Source organism: Pelagibius sp. 7325 (assembly GCF_037652055.1).
In the GTDB taxonomy this organism is placed as follows: domain Bacteria; phylum Pseudomonadota; class Alphaproteobacteria; order Kiloniellales; family Kiloniellaceae; genus Pelagibius.
The window spans coordinates 34,936-52,644 of record NZ_JBBKAH010000002.1; the positions used below are offsets into that span (position 1 = coordinate 34,936).

The 17,709-nt window shown below is 59.7% G+C and carries 14 protein-coding genes and 2 pseudogenes; 8 read left to right on the forward strand and 8 right to left on the reverse strand.

Annotated features, from left to right (window positions below):
• Window positions 1-132: 132 nt before the first annotated feature.
• The 4 genes from WDC82_RS02075 to WDC82_RS02090 all read left to right on the forward strand — a co-directional run bounded on the left by WDC82_RS02075 (window position 133) and on the right by WDC82_RS02090 (window position 4,603).
• Window positions 133-396 carry a cupin domain-containing protein gene (locus WDC82_RS02075; protein ID WP_340115594.1) on the forward strand — a complete coding sequence of 88 codons (264 nt, stop codon included), beginning with the start codon at window positions 133-135 and terminating at the stop codon, window positions 394-396.
• 41 nt (window positions 397-437) lie between these two features.
• A complete protein-coding gene (locus WDC82_RS02080) occupies window positions 438-1,337 on the forward strand; it encodes an NAD(P)H-binding protein (RefSeq protein ID WP_340115595.1) in 900 nt (299 codons plus the stop codon).
• Between the two features lie 1,102 nt (window positions 1,338-2,439).
• Window positions 2,440-2,805 (forward strand): response regulator, encoded by a 366-nt coding sequence (locus tag WDC82_RS02085; RefSeq protein ID WP_340115596.1) that lies wholly within the window; start codon window positions 2,440-2,442, stop codon window positions 2,803-2,805.
• Between the two features lie 118 nt (window positions 2,806-2,923).
• Window positions 2,924-4,603: an MASE4 domain-containing protein gene (locus WDC82_RS02090; RefSeq protein WP_340115597.1), complete on the forward strand. Its 1,680-nt coding sequence runs from the start codon at window positions 2,924-2,926 to the stop codon at window positions 4,601-4,603.
• Between the two features lie 959 nt (window positions 4,604-5,562).
• Here the strand turns inward: WDC82_RS02090 and WDC82_RS02095 are convergent.
• Window positions 5,563-6,129 carry a hypothetical protein gene (locus WDC82_RS02095; RefSeq protein WP_340115598.1) on the reverse strand — a complete coding sequence of 189 codons (567 nt, stop codon included), beginning with the start codon at window positions 6,127-6,129 and terminating at the stop codon, window positions 5,563-5,565.
• A gap of 311 nt (window positions 6,130-6,440) precedes the next feature.
• On the opposite strand from WDC82_RS02095, the gene WDC82_RS02100 reads away from it, so the two are divergent.
• Together WDC82_RS02100 and WDC82_RS02105 are read left to right on the forward strand one after the other, a co-directional pair.
• Window positions 6,441-6,761: a helix-turn-helix transcriptional regulator gene (locus tag WDC82_RS02100; protein ID WP_340115599.1), complete on the forward strand. Its 321-nt coding sequence runs from the start codon at window positions 6,441-6,443 to the stop codon at window positions 6,759-6,761.
• A gap of 7 nt (window positions 6,762-6,768) precedes the next feature.
• Complete coding sequence (locus tag WDC82_RS02105; protein WP_340115600.1) at window positions 6,769-8,016, forward strand: HipA domain-containing protein; 1,248 nt, start codon at window positions 6,769-6,771, stop codon at window positions 8,014-8,016.
• Window positions 8,017-8,110: 94 nt separating this feature from the next.
• Here WDC82_RS02105 and WDC82_RS02110 read toward each other — a convergent pair whose 3' ends face one another.
• The 6 genes and pseudogenes from WDC82_RS02110 to WDC82_RS25175 all read right to left on the reverse strand — a co-directional run bounded on the left by WDC82_RS02110 (window position 8,111) and on the right by WDC82_RS25175 (window position 14,270).
• On the reverse strand, window positions 8,111-9,391 hold the full coding sequence (locus tag WDC82_RS02110; protein WP_340115601.1) for a hypothetical protein: 1,281 nt from the start codon (window positions 9,389-9,391) through the stop codon (window positions 8,111-8,113).
• 48 nt (window positions 9,392-9,439) lie between these two features.
• Window positions 9,440-9,844 (reverse strand): annotated as a pseudogene (locus WDC82_RS25170) (TniQ family protein); the annotation flags it as partial.
• Window positions 9,844-10,779: a TniB family NTP-binding protein gene (locus WDC82_RS02115; protein ID WP_340115602.1), complete on the reverse strand. Its 936-nt coding sequence runs from the start codon at window positions 10,777-10,779 to the stop codon at window positions 9,844-9,846. The gene WDC82_RS02115 and the pseudogene WDC82_RS25170, both read right to left, overlap by 1 nt.
• 176 nt (window positions 10,780-10,955) lie before the next feature.
• Window positions 10,956-12,962: a DDE-type integrase/transposase/recombinase gene (locus WDC82_RS02120; protein WP_340115603.1), complete on the reverse strand. Its 2,007-nt coding sequence runs from the start codon at window positions 12,960-12,962 to the stop codon at window positions 10,956-10,958.
• A gap of 270 nt (window positions 12,963-13,232) precedes the next feature.
• On the reverse strand, window positions 13,233-13,898 hold the full coding sequence (locus WDC82_RS02125) for a TnsA endonuclease N-terminal domain-containing protein (RefSeq protein WP_340115604.1): 666 nt from the start codon (window positions 13,896-13,898) through the stop codon (window positions 13,233-13,235).
• Window positions 13,899-14,021: 123 nt separating this feature from the next.
• Window positions 14,022-14,270, reverse strand: a complete 249-nt coding sequence (locus WDC82_RS25175) for a hypothetical protein (protein ID WP_367576125.1) — start codon at window positions 14,268-14,270, stop codon at window positions 14,022-14,024.
• Between WDC82_RS25175 and WDC82_RS02130 the strand changes: the two genes are divergently transcribed.
• Window positions 14,217-14,408: a hypothetical protein gene (locus WDC82_RS02130; protein WP_340115605.1), complete on the forward strand. Its 192-nt coding sequence runs from the start codon at window positions 14,217-14,219 to the stop codon at window positions 14,406-14,408. The genes WDC82_RS25175 and WDC82_RS02130 overlap by 54 nt on opposite strands.
• A 507-nt stretch (window positions 14,409-14,915) precedes the next feature.
• Here the strand turns inward: WDC82_RS02130 and WDC82_RS25180 are convergent.
• Window positions 14,916-15,383: pseudogene (locus tag WDC82_RS25180) on the reverse strand (TniQ family protein); the annotation flags it as partial.
• Window positions 15,384-16,294: 911 nt separating this feature from the next.
• On the opposite strand from WDC82_RS25180, the gene WDC82_RS02135 reads away from it, so the two are divergent.
• Window positions 16,295-17,614 carry a type II toxin-antitoxin system HipA family toxin gene (locus WDC82_RS02135; protein WP_340115606.1) on the forward strand — a complete coding sequence of 440 codons (1,320 nt, stop codon included), beginning with the start codon at window positions 16,295-16,297 and terminating at the stop codon, window positions 17,612-17,614.
• Window positions 17,615-17,709: the final 95 nt, after the last annotated feature.

The following is a 17,709-nucleotide window of genomic DNA, read 5'->3' on the forward strand; positions in this document are numbered from 1 at the left end:
ACGAGTCGAAAACTTGCGGCCGCAGCGGTGATTGTAGCGGGCGCTTGGGTTGCTCCCGCTGCTTCGGAGCAGCTGTCCGGGACGGAACGCACTGACCTGATGCGCCATGAGCTCAGTGCCCCCGGTCGAGAGGTGATACAGGTCCTGGTCGAGTTTGCCCCCGGAGCGGCCGCGCCGCGGCATTCACACCCAGGCGAAGAACTCGTCTACGTCGTCGAAGGCGTGCTGGAGTATCGGATCGACGGTCAGCCGCCGGTGACGGTGAAGGCCGGCGAGGTGCTGTTCATCCCTTACGGCGGTGTCCATGCCGTGAAGAACGTCGGCAGCGGCAGGGCGGCAGAGCTCGCAACCTACATCGTCGAAAAAGGCAAGCCGCTGCTCGCGATCGCCGAGTGAGGAGACATGCTATGGCATCCAGCCACAGGAGACCAATCCTAGTGACCGGGGCGGCAGGCGATATCGGCGCCGTCGGTCGCACCCTCACCACCCTGCTGCTGGAGAAGGGGCACAGGGTACGGGCCCTGGTACGGCGGGAGGATGGGCGCGCGGAAGTTCTACGACAGCTCGGTGCAGAGGTCGTGCAGGGTGACCTCACCGACCTCGCCTCGATGCACCGCGCCATTGAAGGCTGTCGGCGCATCTACTTCGGCATGTCGGTCTCGCCGGACTATCTGAAAGCCACGGTAAATGCCGCCTCTGTGGCACGCCACCACGGCATCCAGGCCTTCGTGAACATGTCGCAGATGACTGTCACGCAGATGAGCATCACCGAGACTACCGATAGCCCGCAGCATAAGCTGCACTGGCTTGCCGAGCAGGCATTGGCGTGGTCGGGGCTGCCGGTCGTTACCCTGCGGCCGACGGTCTTCATGGAGGGGTTCTTCCTGCGCCTGGCCGCCGCCGATATTCGCGAGACCGACGAGTTGGCGCTGCCGCTGGGCAATGGCAAGACCTCGCCGATCTCGGCTGCCGACGTGGCACGCGCGGCCGCGATTATCCTCGACGACCCGGCGCCGCACATCGGTCGTAGCTACAACCTGACCGGCTTCGAGTCCGCTGGCCTGGATCACTACGCGCAGGTGTTCTCCGCGGCGCTCGGCCGTACGATCCGCTATCGCGACCTGCCCGTCGACGCGTGGAGATCGAAGCTGTGGCAAGCAGGCGTACCCGCGCACCTCCTCAACCACCTCACGACGATGGCTGAACTGCACCAACAAGGTCGTTATGACCGTATGACCGACGACTACATCAGGCTCACCGGCCGCACACCCACTAGCCTGCACGATTTCGTGACGCTTCATGCCGCGGACTTCACGCGATGCGAGGCCGCAGCCTGAGCAATTGATTGAAGAGGATCGGCGGTCCCCGACTGCTGACGCTCCCAAGCCGTACATCTCTCTGTGGACACCTGAAAGGAACAGCTGACCATGATTCTCCCCTTAGAAGGAGCTCAGAGCTCGCCGTCGTTGCTCCCTCGACGCTCTATCCTCCGGCATTTCCTTTCCGGCTCCCTCGCAATCGCCGTCGCCGCCTTAACCGGCTGCGGCTCAAGGCGCGATCTGCCGCCTGAACGTCGGACCAGAGGCAAGTACGGAAGAGGCGATCAGGGAAGCCGATAACCTTATATTCAAATAGTGCCAGATCTCACGCAGTCCAAAGCCCTAGCGTCCGACAAGGGAAAACTGCTGGCTCAATTCTGTTCGCTATCACCGAGCATTGCAGAGATCCGTTATCATCGCTGCTGTCCTTGTCTCCAGAGAAATTCGAAACGGCCGCACCAGTCCTGCTCGCAGGTGCGGGGCCAAAGAGTGCGGATGACGAAATCTTCGCCGTCTTCTCCAACGGCACGGGTGCGGCGCCATCGCTCGGCAAAGCCGTTCTCCACTGCTCTGCCTCTCCCGAAGGGCGCAGCTCTCATGTATCTCCCTCGGGTTTGCTTGAGCCTGTCCCGGCACAGTCCCCTCCGCACGGGTTACTGTCCGTGACGGACTCAAGCCTCTGACTTTTCGCAAGTTTCGGCGCCTGAACCCAAAAGGCCGTTGCAGCGACGGCGCGAGCTGCCAAGCTACGAAGAGGACAAGAACAAATCTGGAACCTTGATAAGTTGCCCGAGTTTACGCGCGTTCTGCGCGATAGATTTAATTGCCTTCCGGTGTCGGATCAGCGGGTCCACCCTTCATTCACCCCAGAAGCATGCAGCGGCAGCGGGGCGGGCCCGACCTCTCGCTAACTTGGGCTCATATGACGCATTTTGCGAGGACTGTTCCCTCTTAAGCGGATCCGGAGATTGAGTTAGAATTTTGAGGCGTTGGGATCCCGTTCGTCTTTAGTTCAAACTGAATGTCTTGCTTGCGCATAGTTTCTATTGCCGTCGCCCCGTGCTAGGATTCTAGGCGCCACGGTTCCCCTTCGCCCATATCCCAGAAAGGAAGCTGTGCGGTGAGCGAGTTCCTGATCGCAGTCATCGACGATGACGAATCGTTCAGGATGGCTCTTGTCGAGAGTCTTTGTTCACTAGGCTTCGGGGCACGCGGATTTGCCTCCGCGGAGGACTTCATAACGTGGGAAGCGGACGCGGAGTGCAACTGTGTCATAACTGACATTCACATGTCAGGCATGAGCGGGCTCGATCTTGGCCGACTGCTCACGGGGCGACGCTGCGGGGTTCCCGTAGTGATGGTCACCGCACGTTCAGATGTGAGCATCGACGCTCGTGCGGCGACCAACGGCGCAATCTGTCTCCTTCGAAAACCGTTCAAAACGGAGGCTTTGATCGACTGTCTCGAAAAGGCTCTCAAGGCCTGAGCTTCTGAGAGGGGTAATCCGCTCACACTTTAGCACGGCTGCAGAAATTTGATTGTCACCCCCTTCCCGGATTCTCACGAGATCAACTATTCGACATCGGGAACGGATACTGCCATCAATGTCAGAAAGCAAGGACGCAGCGTTGGCGCCAGACACCGAGCCGCAGGTTCTGGCAAACATACGCCCAACTCCGGGTCAGCGCCGCCTGGTGCGCGCTTTCCTGCTGGTCTTGCTCGTCATTCTTCTAGGCACATGGCCGTTTGCGGCCTTAAAGCTGCCCGAAGTTCACGCGTTTATACCCACTCTTGCCGCGGCCCTGCTTGTCAGTGACTGCGTGACCGCCGCTCTACTCTTTGCTCAGTTTTCGATTTTGCGTCAGTGGGCCCTCCTGGTGATTGCGAGCGGCTATCTGTTCAGCGGGCTGATAGTAGTTGCACATGCACTAACGTTTCCGGGGGCGTTCACGCCGATTGACTTCTCAGGCGGGGGATTGGAATCCGCTGTCTGGCTCTACAGGTTTTGGCATGTAGGGCTGCCCCTGGCTGTCATTGGTTATGCCCTACTCAAAGACACGAACCGTGTGGCCGACCCCCGCTTCACGGGCCGAGCCATCAGCTTTAGCATCGCGGGCGTTCTGGCCCTCGTCATAGGATTGTTCTGGTTCGTTACGCAGTATGAAGATCTGCCACTGATAACATTTGTAGACGTCCGTCCTCTCAGTGAGTTTCGTAGCTTCATCGGCGTGATGGTGATCCTGGCGCTGAGCTCTATCGCTCTGTGGTTGATGTGGCGGCGCCAGCGTTCGTTGCTCGACCAGTGGCTTATTGTCGCCTTGTGTGCGCTTGTGCTCGAGGTCGTCCTGGTCTCCCTCTTGAGCACCGGCCGCTACAATCTTGCATGGTATGCTGGCCGCTTCTATCAGCTTGTGACAGCCACCGTGGTAATGATCGTTTTGCTTGCAGAAATGGCACGGCTGTACGCGGGCCTCAGTCATTCGAACGCGATGCTGCAGCATGAGCGCATTAGGCTGCAGCGCGCGATTGATGCTCAACGCCGGGAGCGCGATGCCCGGCTGATAACGGGCGATGCCGTTGCCGCGACAATTGCGCACGAGGTCAAGCAGCCCCTTGCGGCCATGACAACGAGATGTGATGCCGGCCTTCGCTGGCTTGACCGAACGGTTCCCGACATCGACAAGGCAAAAGCGGCGTTCATGCGAGTCGCCGCGGATGGGCATCGTGCGGCTGAGGTGATCGAGAGTATCCGGGCGAACTTCCGTAAGGACGCCCGCGTGAGAGTTCCCCTGGACGTCGGCAATCTAATTGAGGAGGCCATCACACTACTTGAGGATGATCTGAGAAGGCACCGCATTCTGGCCAAAGTTGCTCGAAGTGAACTGCCGCTACGCCTAATGGCAGATCGAACACAGTTGCAGCAGGTGCTTCTCAATCTGATTACGAACACGGTCGAGGCAATGACGGCCGTGGATGGCGTTCGCGTTCTCTCCGTGAATTCCCGTCTTCTCGATGAGGGCAGTGTGGAGATCTCGGTTTCCGACACAGGCGTAGGAATCGACCCGAAGGACGCGCAGCGGATATTCGATTCATTCTTCACCACGAAGTCTGGCGGGATGGGAATGGGCCTATCGATCTGCCGTTCGATCGTTGAAGCGCACGACGGCATGCTGTGGGTCGTGCCTAACGTACCACGGGGCTCAACATTTCACTTTGTTCTGGGTGCCGGCACCGCAGATCCCCCGACCAGCGCTGAGGACAGGTCCCGCTCCCCCCAGAGTTGACTCAGCAGACGGGCATACTCCAACAGTGCTGTTTTAAATCCGTGATCGAGTCGCTCCCGATGCGAGCGAAGCGATGAAAAGCAGAGGTCAGAATGGCGAGTATCGCCGAAGGATGGGGCATTTGGGAGGAGTGGAGCGGGTAGTCAGAATACCGAGCTTGAGCAGGGGCTTCATATTCTTGCCCGAAAGGATTGTGGCGCCCCTCCCTGACCTGCCCCGGATTCAGTGCCACTCACTTGTTTAGATCGCCGCGTTTCAGTTGTGTCGACTTAAAGTACGCCTTGGGTCACGAGCCGACTTCCACTGGTCTTCAGCCAAAGTCCGCTAAGAAGGTCCCTGCAGACATGCTCGGCGCGCGCCTTCAATATCCTCTGTCGAAGCAAGGCGGACATCTGCTTCTTGGCCTGAGATGCCAGGCGTCGAGTGGATCTATGTTTCTGTCGGCTAGCTGGCAGCCGTACCCGCCGGCGGCGCAGTCCTCTGGATTTCCTGGAGGGCCGTCGCAATAGGTTTCCAGACTGCGGCCCCCGCCGCCTCTCTCTTGACCGCCAAGCTTTCAGCGCGCCTCTCAGCCTCTTCGTGGGCGCCTTTTCCGTGCTGGTCGATCAACACCTTGGCGCTGCGATATATGTTGAGATCGCTGGTCATGGGCTCGGCGAGAATGGCTCAATCAGTTCCGGGTGATCGTTCTTTCGTAAAGCGACCGCAAATGCGGTCAGCAAAACATAGGGCAGCCCGCCGGCGCTAGTCCGATAAGGCCCCGATGGCTTCCCGGAGATCGCACATCTCCGTCTCGGCCGGCAGTCTCCAGCGGAAATGAGCATTCTGGCCCTCTTCCACCAAGCAGAGGTCACGACCCAGCAAACGCCGTGTCTGCCTTCTCAGCTGGGAGCGCTGGTCCTGGCGTGGGTAGCTGCGATTGGCGAGGCTGCCTACCACGCTCGAAGAGACCAGCTTCGTCAGCGATCCCGGACCGTGCAGATCTGCGGCTCTATGGCCGCACTGAGTTTCCTGACGGCTTCCGGGCTTTCACCGCGCAGCAACCACTGCCGGGGAGACACGGCCTCGTCTTCTTGGCCGGCCACCAGATCACGTCGGGGTGTCACGAAGAACCGGTGGACAGAAAGAGCATGGGCCCCGCCGTCGAGATCCTTCAGGGCTGTCGCCAGACCCGGCAGCGTCCCGGTTCCGCTGAACTGGAACCGTGGCAGCAGCCAGTGCCCCTGCGAGCGAAATCCGTAGAGGTCCCGGCGCCTGATCCTTCGGCGGACGGTGCTCTCGTCAACCCTGAGACGCATAGCCGCCTCGCGGACCCTGAGCGACCGCGCGACGAGCGCCAAATAGTCAGTGATCGCCCTCCCCATGAAGCTTCCCTCTGGAGAGGATCCTCCGGGGCGCAGCGCCCTGCGCTGACGATGGATGGACTCGCCGACGAGCCGGACAAACTCTCCCACGGAGACCTGCATCCCCTGCGCTTTCAGCAGAGCCGCGAGCTCTTCCCCGGGGCCGGCAATCGAATCCGTCACGGCGTCGCTCCTGTCCTGGCGGCCTTCAAGGTCCGGGCTTCCGGCCGGGGGCTTTCCCTCAATACCGGGGCCCGCCGCCACCTGCTGCCGGTATTATAGCACCCCGGCATCCAAGCGGTGGCCGTACGGGGCCCAACATACCATCCGGCACACAACAACACGTCGACTTGCACCGATTGCATCCCCGTCTCTGACAAATGGAATAATAGGATTAATTCCCCCCCCCAACCATTGGCATCCGGCCAAAATCTCTGGTAAAATTGTCACCTTCGCGCTACATATTTTCGGAATATGAAGTGCGAAGGTGACAAATGCCAACTCCACATAAGCCTCCCGCCGCCGTGCGACGCGCCCTGCGCAAACTCGGCGCGGACATCCATGACGCCCGCAGACGTCGTCGGCTACCAATGGCGGTCGTGGCGGAGCGCGCCTTCACGTCCCGCTCGACCCTGCAGAAAGTCGAAGCCGGTGACACTAACGTCAGCATCGGCATCTATGCCGGGGTCCTCCAGGCGCTCGGGCTACTCGACGGCCTCAGCAAGGTCGCCGACATCAGTAACGACAGCGTCGGGCAGGCGCTGGCCAGCGCCGAACTGCCCAAGCATGCCCACCTCAAACGGCCAACTGGATAGTCCCACGATGGCTGATTTCGAGGTCCACATCGATCTGGACGGACGCACGCGCCTGGTCGGACTGGCGAGGAGAAATCACGTCCGGGGCACGGAAACCATCCTATTCGAGTATGACACCGCATGGCTGGAAGACCCCGATCGGTTCTCTCTCGAGCCTGCCCTCACACTGACCCGCGGCGCCTTCGCTCCTCCGGCCGGACTGGCGACTTTCGGCTCCATCGGCGACTCTGCCCCTGACACCTGGGGCCGCCGCCTCATGCAGCGTGCTGAACGCCGCCTTGCCGACCGAGAAGGTCGTGCTGTTCGAACTCTCGCGGAGAGCGACTACTTACTCGGCGTCGCCGACGAAACGCGGCTTGGCGCCCTCCGCTTCCGCTGGATCGCAGAGCAGACCTTCCAAGCGCCAACCCGCGCCGGAGTGCCCGTCCTTATTGAACTTGGGCGGCTTCTCCAAATCACCGAGCGCATTCTCCGGAACGAAGAAACGGACGAAGATCTCCAACTCATCTTCGCACCCGGTTCCTCTCTCGGCGGCGCGCGGCCAAAGGCATCGGTTGTTGACCAGCATGGTCACCTCTCCATCGCAAAGTTTCCGAAGGAGAACGATGACTACAGCATAGAAACCTGGGAGGAGATAGCGCTGCGGCTAGCCGGCAAGGCCGGTATAGCTACCCCACAGCACGAATTGATGGACGTGGCCGGCAAAGCCGTCTTGTTATCGCGGCGCTTCGATCGCAATGGCCAGATCCGCATTCCTTTCCTATCAGCGATGGCGATGATGGGCGCCAAAGATGGCGACCGCGGCAGCTATCCGGAGATCGTCGACGTCCTGTCGCAATATGGCGCGCAGGGAAAAACCGATGCCCATGCCCTCTACCGGCGTGTCGCCTTCAACATGCTGATTTCCAATGTCGACGACCACCTGCGCAATCACGGCTTCCTGTGGCTCGGCAAAGCGGGATGGTCGCTTTCGCCAGCCTACGACCTCAACCCCGTTCCGACGGATATCAAGGCGCGGGTGCTGACGACGAACATTGATCTCGACGAAGGTACCTGCTCGCTCGACCTCTTGGAATCAGCTTCAGAGTTCTTTGCGCTCACACTGACACAGGCCCGCACAATCATCAAAGAGGTCGCGGCCGCGACTGCCACCTGGCGCGATACTGCAAGAGCGATTGGTGCCCGATCGGCCGAAATTGACCGCATGGCCAGCGCCTTCGAGCACAACGATCTCAAGCGAGCGCTGGGGCTATGAAAAGTACATTTCTTCGTGGCTTTGATACAGCCGTCACAAGTCCGGTTATTGGCCAAAGGCGGGGCTTCTAACCGGCGTGTCCCGGAAGTCTGCCCTATCGCCGGCTCGCCAGGTAGCTGGTCAGCTTTCGTTCGATATCACGCCGCCAATAGAGCACTCCCGGGCTGCCATTCGCAGAGCTGGCGAAGGGGATGGCACCTATCCGGTCAAGCGCGGCTCTCCCCTGTGGCAGGCCAGTTCGGGTGCCGAAGATCAGATTGCCTGGCACGACAATCATGTCGAGTAGTTCCCAGAACTGAGCGACGCTCATTTCGGCGCCGACTGGCATACGAAGAGCCTTCCGCAGGTAGCCCTTCTTCTGAAGCCAGCACCACGCCTGTTTGGTCATTCCAAGGTATGCCCAAACCGCATCGGTGGCGATCTGTCCGTTGGAGCTCTTCAGCTGTGGTATGGCAGCCTCCAGGAGATGCCTTTGCGAAAAAATGCAACCTTTCATCCCACGTCGCCGCGGCGCTCCCGCCAGAGTTGGAATGGTGCCACTTCGCGCCTGCCTAATCAGATGCGCCAGCAGCAAAGAGCTTCTGGGGATATGTCTTGCCTTGTAGAAGGGCAAGCCGGTGATGAAGCCGTCGTCCGGTACTGGGAGAGCATGGCGATCCAAGTCTTGAAAGACTTCATTGGCGAGGTCAGAATCAAACAGCCAGTTCAGGCGCTCTCCGCTCTCTTGCGGGGTCACTGTTGGTAAGACGCCATCCCTGGCCAGCTGAATGACCTCATGCTCTGTAAGGCCAAGGTCCTCGGCCAGGGATCTGGCCCCGATTGTCGTTGCATTGCGCCGAGCCACCGGCTCAGGCAGGGATCGCCGGAATCGGGATGCAAAGTCGCTCCATTGGGCGGACTCCATCTGGTCCAGCGCAACGCGAAGGAAGTCAAATTTCTGCTCACGGAAGCGTCCAGCCGAAGCAGCATAGTATTCCGACAGGGACTCTCTGTGCCGGAGAAACGCATCGAAGTCCGGACCCAGCTTCTCCCTGATGGCTCCATGGAGCGCTTCCGGCCAGTTCGCGAGCAGGTCAGCTCCCTTCCTGACAGGGCCGGCCCAGTCGGCGGCCTTGCGCCCCGGCAATAGAGAAAGAGGGTCACGACCGTCCGGACTCCAGCCCAGGACGACTGCCAAGTCCACCAGGTCCTTAGCCATCACCTGATCGAGGTCGTCGCCCAGGGCCGTCAAGGCATCGCTAGTTGGTCTTGCCCCGAATCCGGCCAGATACGCCAGCCATTGATGCAGGGAAATTTCTGGCTCGGATGCCGGCACGGGCTGATTTCCCGTCAGATCGGCACCGCAGGCACAATGGCGCAGACCATGGGCATTCACCCGCGGCGCTCTTCTGCACGTTGGACAGGTCTCGAGGAGTCTGACATGGTGCTCAGGACAGCAGGTGAATGCCTTGATGTCCCACAGAGCATGCCGAAACCCCCGCTGCGAAAGGCAAGCGACGCAGACCCTGGCGCCCTCAAGGTCCAAGTAGCGCAGAGGAAACCAGGCGGACCCGACTCTCGCCTCAGTCACAGCCTCGCCACCCTGCCCCTGATTGCGCAGCGGGAGAAGTTCTTCGAGATCTACGCCCAGGAACCGAGCCAGCCCATCTCTATTCCGCGCAGTTGCCAAGCTGTCCGAGGCCTTTCCGCCCGCCAGCTCGAACATCCACCGATGGTGGGGATAGCCCTGTGCATCGGCCACCCGCGCCAGATAGCTGAGCGGGCTCTCGCCCGCCCGCCGCGAGGGCACGGAGACAATCCTCAGGCCTTCCATCGACATCTCACGCATTACTCGTCGTCCACTGCGAAATCGCCAGAAGGAACCAGTCGGCTCAATTGGGGCGGCGTCACAAACGGATTGGGAAAATTGCCGTTGAAGTGATTGAGCTCTTCTTCATAGACAACCGCCAGGTCCTCGGGACGAACCATCGCAGCATCCTGCCTGATTGCGCGAATTGCCGCCGACCGGATGAGCTTCATAAAGAGCCGGGGGAGCCCGCTGCTGGCCTGGTAGATTGCCATCGCCGTTTCCGTTTCCGCGAGCCCAGAACGTGCAGAGAACGGCAACTCCTCATCGACCAGGTCAAGAAATTTCAGCAACTTCTTCTGGCTTTGACGATCTTTCCAGTCGTAGGGGCGCAGGTCGGCGCGCAGAGAAAACCGGTTGCGCAACTGCGCGTGCCGATCAATAAGCCTGCTGGCATAGGGAACGCCCACGATTACCACCGGAATTCCCGTCTGCGTGATCAGGTTCTTGACCCAGTCCGCCGCTGACTTTCTCAAACTTTCCTTACCGTCAGGAGCCAGATGTTGAATCTCATCGAGGATGATCATCTCGATGCTGCAATTCTCGATGAGGGTGCGCAGGCGTGCCGTCTCGTCTCCCAATCGAGACGTCCGCTTGTTCCATAGAGGATCCCCCGTCGCACGGATAAGCTCCGAGATGAGCCCGCCCACGCTGCCGGGTACTGGCACCATGGCCGAAAGGACCGGAATTATCGTCCTCTCTCCGTTCGCGTCAGTCTCTCTTCGCCGTGGATTACGGTCGAGATAATGTCTGATCGTGAGAGACTTTCCGACCCCGGACTCTCCCTCAATGAACATGCAGCGGGGCTCGCTTGCCAGCCTGGAGCGCTCCCGACACTCGTCTAGTTGCCGAATGATGCGTGCCATCTCTGGCGTACCAACCCAAATGCTTTCAACAATACCAATACGCTTATCCACAGCTCAACTCCTGGTCTCTGCTCATTAATTGGAACGCGGTGCCGGCTTTCTCGCCAGGCAGCCCATCGGATTTATCTGGACGGAAGCAGCCGGCACACGTGTGGTCAGCAAGTGCTATGGCGCTCATGAATCCACCAGGCGCCACCACAGGGTGCATGCCCGGCACTACCCGGCATTTACTGATTCTTCGAATTCGGAAAGTCTGCGTGCGACGTCCAATCGTCCTCGAAAAGATCGGCACCTGCTGGCACTAGCGACTTCTCGTGGTGTCTGGATGTCAACGAGGTGGACTCTGCCACCTTGCCCCGTTTCGACCGTGCGCTTCCGGCTGCACGTTCCTGTTTCTGCGCCTGCCGTCGCCCCTTGCGCGCACGGCGCCGCGCATCTTCGAGATTGCTCATCGCCGCTTTGGCAATCGCCCGCTCATCAATTCTGCCTTTGCCATCACGGATCGCGTCCGCGACGATTGCGTTATGCGCTCTTCGACTACGCCCCACTGCGTACTTTGGCATGTTGTTACAGTAGGCGGTGACCCACCGCTTCCGTTGCGGGTCCGCCACGAGGATCTTATCGAGGACGTCTTCGGAGTAGCGAACGTCAACATTCTGTTTCTTTTGGTGATCGAACATGAATTGGAACTCGTCCGAGTGATAGACCAGGTGATCCATGTGCACGCCGTCTTTATGGAGGGTCCTCTTCGCCTCCTTCATGAAAAAGGCCTGCTCCTCAACCACCTGTGCCGGCGGCGCGGTCACTACGTCCTGTATGTTATCGAGCCACATATGGTAGGGTGACTTGAACAACGCCTCGTGCAGGTCTTGGTGATAAACATCTACGATGTGGCGGACGAACCATTTCTCCAGATCGTCAATCGTCAGTCCGGCGTGCTTCTTGGAATCATACTCCCCGCGCTCTTTAGGGTTGGAGAAGGTCGTCCCTGGAAGCGTGTGAGAAGCGCGATTTATCGTCCTCAGAACCCGCTCGACATGGGGCTTTCCCTGCGGACTCTTGCGCGGCACATAGAGGAGTTCTATGCCGAGAATGCCGCAAAGATATCGCAAGGCTTCAGCGTGATTCTCTCGGCCATTGTCGCACACAAGCACAGCCGGCCGCCCCTCTACCGGCCAGTCGTTCTTCAGTTCCGGGTACCGGGCTACAATCTCGTCCTTCGACATGATCGCCATGCGGAGAGCTGCCGCAATGGATTCGAAGCTGGGTTTCTCGAAGCGCAGATAGTAGCCAACGATGCAGCGGGTAAACTGGTCGATGATCAACGTGAGATACGCGCGCTTCCATCGAACTTTCTCACCAAGAAGATCCGCATGCAGGTCAATAAGCATGACATCCATGCAGGTTGCATCGACCTCCCAGATCTCATTTGGCCGCGTCGCACGGCGCTGGCCCCGCTTGACGATCTTCTGTTTGCTCTTCGCATACTCCGGGCCACGACGCTTAAGGTCCCGGATGTAGGGGTCAATGCGCTCAATGCGTCTGCGAAATGCCCTTTGTGAAGGGCGCTTCAGTTGGTTGTGGGGCTCCCTATACTTGTTGAGTTCCTCCACTGCCGTCGTCAATGCACGATAACAGGTGGGAACATCATTCTGATTCATCGTCAGGTATTCTGACTGAATGACTTGTTGGATCACCGTCTCAATGCGTGGGTCGAGCCGCCCGGAAGACGCTCCTCGTCTAGCTGTCTGCGGCACAAGCGCATCGATGACACGACCCGCGTGGGTCCACAAGGCGTACCACCGTCGGGCTGTGGCCCTGCTGGGCGCTCCGGCCCCGTATCCCGGAATCTTCGTCTCACAATGCTTTGCGGCCACATTGGCAAGCGCTTGGTCAAGAGCGCCATTGGCGATCCTGCCATTGTCCGACACCCGATCATCCACTTCGCGCACATAGTCTTCGCGTCGTCGCGCCGCCTGCCTGTCCCGTGCCGGGAGCATAACGAAGGCATAGCGATCACTGACACCAGTGTCGCGATTGGCCGTGGACAACATCATTCGAGCGGCCAAGTACTCCTGGTTTAGCTCATTGTTTGTGAGACAGACCTCTGGACTGCCGTCAAAAGCCAGAAGTGTGGTGGTATCCTCATCGCTGGCAACGACTTCGTAGGGCTCGCTGTCCTGACTTTCCGTGCGCCGCCACTCAACGATGTCGCCGTTCTTCAAACGGATCATATCTTTTCTCCGCTGGATGCTATGGGATTGGTCTTCAGTTACGAACTTGCCGCCCTGTCGCCACCGACCATGCCAAGACCCTACCGGTGGCCCTCGCCGTCACTGTCGAAAGGGAGGGGCGGCGAACGATGCGCGCGGCACCTTCATTGCTGACGACAAGCACGTCCAGGAGATGGCTTTCTGCCACCAAGTCGTGGCCGCGTACCGCCGAGCGCCGAAATTGATCCCAGGCCCGCATTTGTGAAGTGCCTGCCGAGGCCCAACGTCGCGTCATAGCTTATCGCTCCTCCATCCATGTCCGAGGATTGGCGTCCGGTCGTTGAGCCCCTGTGAGATGTCGACAGCGAGGTGCCCCTGCAGAACGAGGGCGCAGGTTGTGTCGATCTGGCCACCGAGTGCGATGTTCAGGGCGCCGACGGTTTGGCATTCCGGGAGCATGCGGATTGCGCGCGCGATCAGCTGATCGGAGAGGCTCTTGCGGCCGCGCCGGCAGATTTCGTTTGCGCCTGAGAGCCGCGGTTGCCGCTCGATGTCCAGGTCTGTCCACAACCGGTACTTAAATCCACGCTCTCGGCAGATTGCGCCGATTCGGCGCATCTTCTCCCGTTTGTCGGCCTTGAGCAGAGTCCGTGCGCGCACCACATCGATGATCTCGGAAGATCCATCTCGGTAGGTCAGCTCGAAATCCGGAAAGACCTTCCGAACCCTCCCGGCGATAGTTATCCTGAGATCGAGGGGCGGCTGCTCTCGATATGTAGCAATGCGGGGGTGCACTTCCATCAGTGCAACGGCGTTGCGCTCGTTGTCTCCCTCGCAGTGGATTTGGCGCATCATCTTCACGCTCGGAAAAACGATGCGGTTGATGACCCCCGTGGGTCTGGTGACCTTTCGATCACGGCCATGGGGATCCCTGTCATACTCCCAATGATCATCCACCGTCGTTGCCCTCCGGGCATAATGATCCTCCTTCGCCTCGCTGTTCTTGCGGGACGTTGTCACGGTCAGCGGTTGTGTAATCGGCTGGGCGTCGTCTTCAGTTATCGGGCAGACGACGTCAGTTCACGGGGCGGGCCCGGCTCGCTTCGGCGGCATAAGCTGCAGCTCGGACCTTGTGTCGGCGCAGCACCCGGAAGCCTGGGACGTAATCACCTGGTGCTGTCCAGTTGAAGGCCCCTGCATTATCGCTCGGGCGCCCGCATTGGCTCTCGCCAGAGCAGCGACATTACGGAGATCTTCGCACCGGATGCGCCAAGCATGGCCTTTCCCGAAGTCGATGCGATGGGCTGGAAGTTCGCCCAGGGCAATCATCTTTCGCAAACGCTCGCGCGAGAGGCGGGAAGATTTCGACGCCTGCGCCAAGGTGAGCCATTTGAGACCATGAAACTCTTGCAGGCGGCGACGTCCCCGGCGCAGGTCGGCGGCATGAGGAAGGAGCGCTCGATATGAGGATTCGAAGCCTCCTAGGAGGAACTCCCGGGCTGCCGACGGCGGCAGGTCTTTGGCACTCTTCCAGACCCGCCCAAAGGTCTCCGCCTTCGATTTCTCAGAAGCATCCCCCGGCGCGAGGCTCTCGGTCAGCACCTGCGGCCACGAAATGAGGGCTCTGCCCAGTTCCTCCATGACGGGCGCGACCTCTGCACAGCCCAGCCGCTGAACCGATACGGTCATTGGCAGAGACTCCAGCACATGGACGGCGACGAACCGAAGGGACAGACAAAGATCGGCAAGAGACAATGCTGCGAGGGGCTCCCGAGATTCCTGCGCCATGTGAGGGCCAATTGCGGGAGCGTCCGCTGCCGCTCCGAGAAGCTGGTTTGCCCATAACTCCTCGGGGGCCACTTTCGTGATGGGAAAATCGCTCAGGCCCTTGCCGCAGCCGCAGCGATCCCATTCGCGCCGATACCAGGTCACAGCAGCTCCGCAATCAGAGCAGGTGTCGATCAGGCGCACGCTGTGCGTGAGGCAGGCGGTAGACCAGGCCAAATCGTGGTGCGCCGGCCTGCAGTGACCTTCGCTGAGGCAAAGAGGACAGAAACGCTGACGCCGGAGCGCCAGAAAGCGCTTCGCTACCGTTGCTCCATCAGGCCAGCTGATCATATTGCGAGACGCTGACTGGGGGAAGAAATCGCCCAGAACCGCCAGAGCGTCCGGGCTCAGCCAACCGGCGTGGGGTGCTGACGCCCGGTGGTGGGCTCCGTCATAGCCACCCTTCCTCAGAACGTCGGCGGCCCCTCGAAAGCCATTGCACCTGGCGAGACGGTCGAGGTACCCCACCGGGCTTTCGCCTGGCTTGGGGAGTGGCTCCACCAGGAGCATCGAGCGTCCCCTTCGGCTATCGGGCGACATCGGCCGGCCTCCAGTAGCCGCACCAGTCGCTCGCGCGCGTAAGTGGCCAGATCGCCCGTATAGCAAGTTCGTCATGCTCTTCACCGATGGCGTGCGTGCGCGGCGCAACTGCTCGGCAAAGTCCGGCTGCGGGATTGTTCTGATCCCAATACCGACAGCTCTCACAGGTTCCGCCAGATATGTGACGCTCGCACTTGCTCAATGTAATCCGTCCGCTTCCGGCTGCTGGTAGGTCCGCCGAGGTGCGGGAACAGCTTTTGCCGGCGGCTCCCGCGGCGGAAGAACTAGAACATTCTATGTTAACGAAAGGTAAATTTTCGTGTAAATCTTCTGGCAATTGCCAGATATGTAAATAATATTAAATATAGTTATGAATATATAGAATGTACATTCTTACTTCATTATTTACATGTTCGCTTCTATGTGGTTTATTATCTGCGATGTTCTTGAATATTTTAAATGCCTATTCGATTTTCTTCAGAAAGCCTATTCGACGTCGAATAGGCAAACCGCAGCCTATTTAATCCACGAATAGGCTTAGCGCAGCCTATTCAATCCCCCAAATTGGCAAGCGGCTCGCCCATCAAATGCCAAATTCGCAAACGTCAGCCTATTCGATGCCAAATTCGCAAACGTCAGCCTATTCGATGCCGGATAGAATCCCTTTGGTGGGGTTTCGCAGGTGAATTTTGCGTAGGGAGCAAAGAACAGAGGGGCATACGAAGCTCGGTCGTGCCAGAGACTCAGGTAAAATTGGCTGCGATTTTCCGTGATTACTTCATGGCTGCTTGGTGCGAGTGACCTGTTCGCTTCTACATAGGGTTGCCTGTCGCCTCGAAAGGTGGCCCTTGTACCAATGTGGAAAGTTCGCGGTTCAGGAGTTCATTGACCGATGGCCAATGCTCCCGAATCATTACCTCTTTCCAACAGGGACAGTGTGGGGAAGCGGCAGAAAGCGACCCGCGGTGGGGCTGCAGTGAACAACAATGCTATCTGACAGGTATTCTCGCGGGTTCGTTTGGATCTGGCTACCTTGCGCCAAAGAGCCCGTCGTCGCCGGAGAACTGACGGGCGCAGGTCCGGCTACGTCCTTCAGATATGCCGAGAGCTATCTGAACCACGAGAACGCGATTTCTATCTATTCTCCGGACCTGCCTCTTCGCGCAGAGACGCTGACAGCTCCTGGGGACCAGCAGTTGCCGGGACCAATTCGCGATGCCGGGCCTGATGCCTGGGGCAGACACGTCATCCGCTCCGGTTTCTCGGCCAATTGCGAAAGGCCACCCGAATCCGGCCACGAAACCGTCGAGCCCGACGACCTCACCTACCTGATGGAGTCGGGATCTGACCGCATAGGCGCCCTGGATTTTCAGCGCTCCGCGAGTTGCTACGACCCTCGTGTGGCAGAGGACGCCGAACTCGAGATTGTAATTGAGGCAGCAGAAATCGTGGATCAGGGCGGCCCGCTGTCTCCCGCGCTGCTCCGAAGCCTGCTCTATCGCACAGCAGTCGGCGGCGCGCGCCCCAAAGCACTGGTCGAGCTTCAAGGGAGCAAGTACGTCGCAAAGTTCCCCCGCAACCGCGACCGCTATCCCATAGTCCGAGCCGAATTTGCCGCCATGCGTCTGGCGTCACTCGCCGGGCTGGACGTTGCCCCGGTCATCCTGCTTTCGATCACCGGGAAAGATGTGCTGCTTGTCGAGCGGTTCGACCGCCGAGAGGTCGCGGGGGGCTGGGAGCGCAGATCCCTGGTCTCCGCCCTCACCATTCTCGGACTGGACGAGATGCTGGCGCGCTACGCCTCCTACGAGACCTTGGCAGACGTCATTCGCGAACGCTTCACAAAACCCGAAGCAACACTCCGCGAGCTCTTTGGCCGACTCGTCTTCAATGTCCTCATCGGCAACACGGACGATCATGCCCGCAATCATGCCGCCTTCTGGGACGGATGCACGCTCACCCTCACACCGGCCTACGATATCTGTCCTCAGCCCCGAACCGGCAACGAGGCTTCACAAGCCATGCTTATCGCTGGCGACAACCGGCTGAGCCGGGTATCGACCTGCCTTGCCGCCGCCAAAGGCTTCCTCCTGACCGAAGCTGCGGCAATCTCTATCGTCGAGCGACAGATCCAACAAATCGCCCTGTCGTGGGCGACGGTCGCCGAGGAGGCCGGCCTGAGCTCCACGGAGTGCCAACAGATGTTGGGCCGCCAGGTGCTCAATCCCTTCGCATTCCAAGACCTGTCAAGAGCGGCCTCACGGCTCGCAACTCTGGCGGATGATGCCCGGGGCACCAACGCCTAACACCGCGCCGTCGCCCGGCGAAGAACCTGCCGGGCACGCACCCTCTTCTTTCTCCGACCGAATGAATCCGCTCGTCCAAGGGCCGGTGGCGAAAA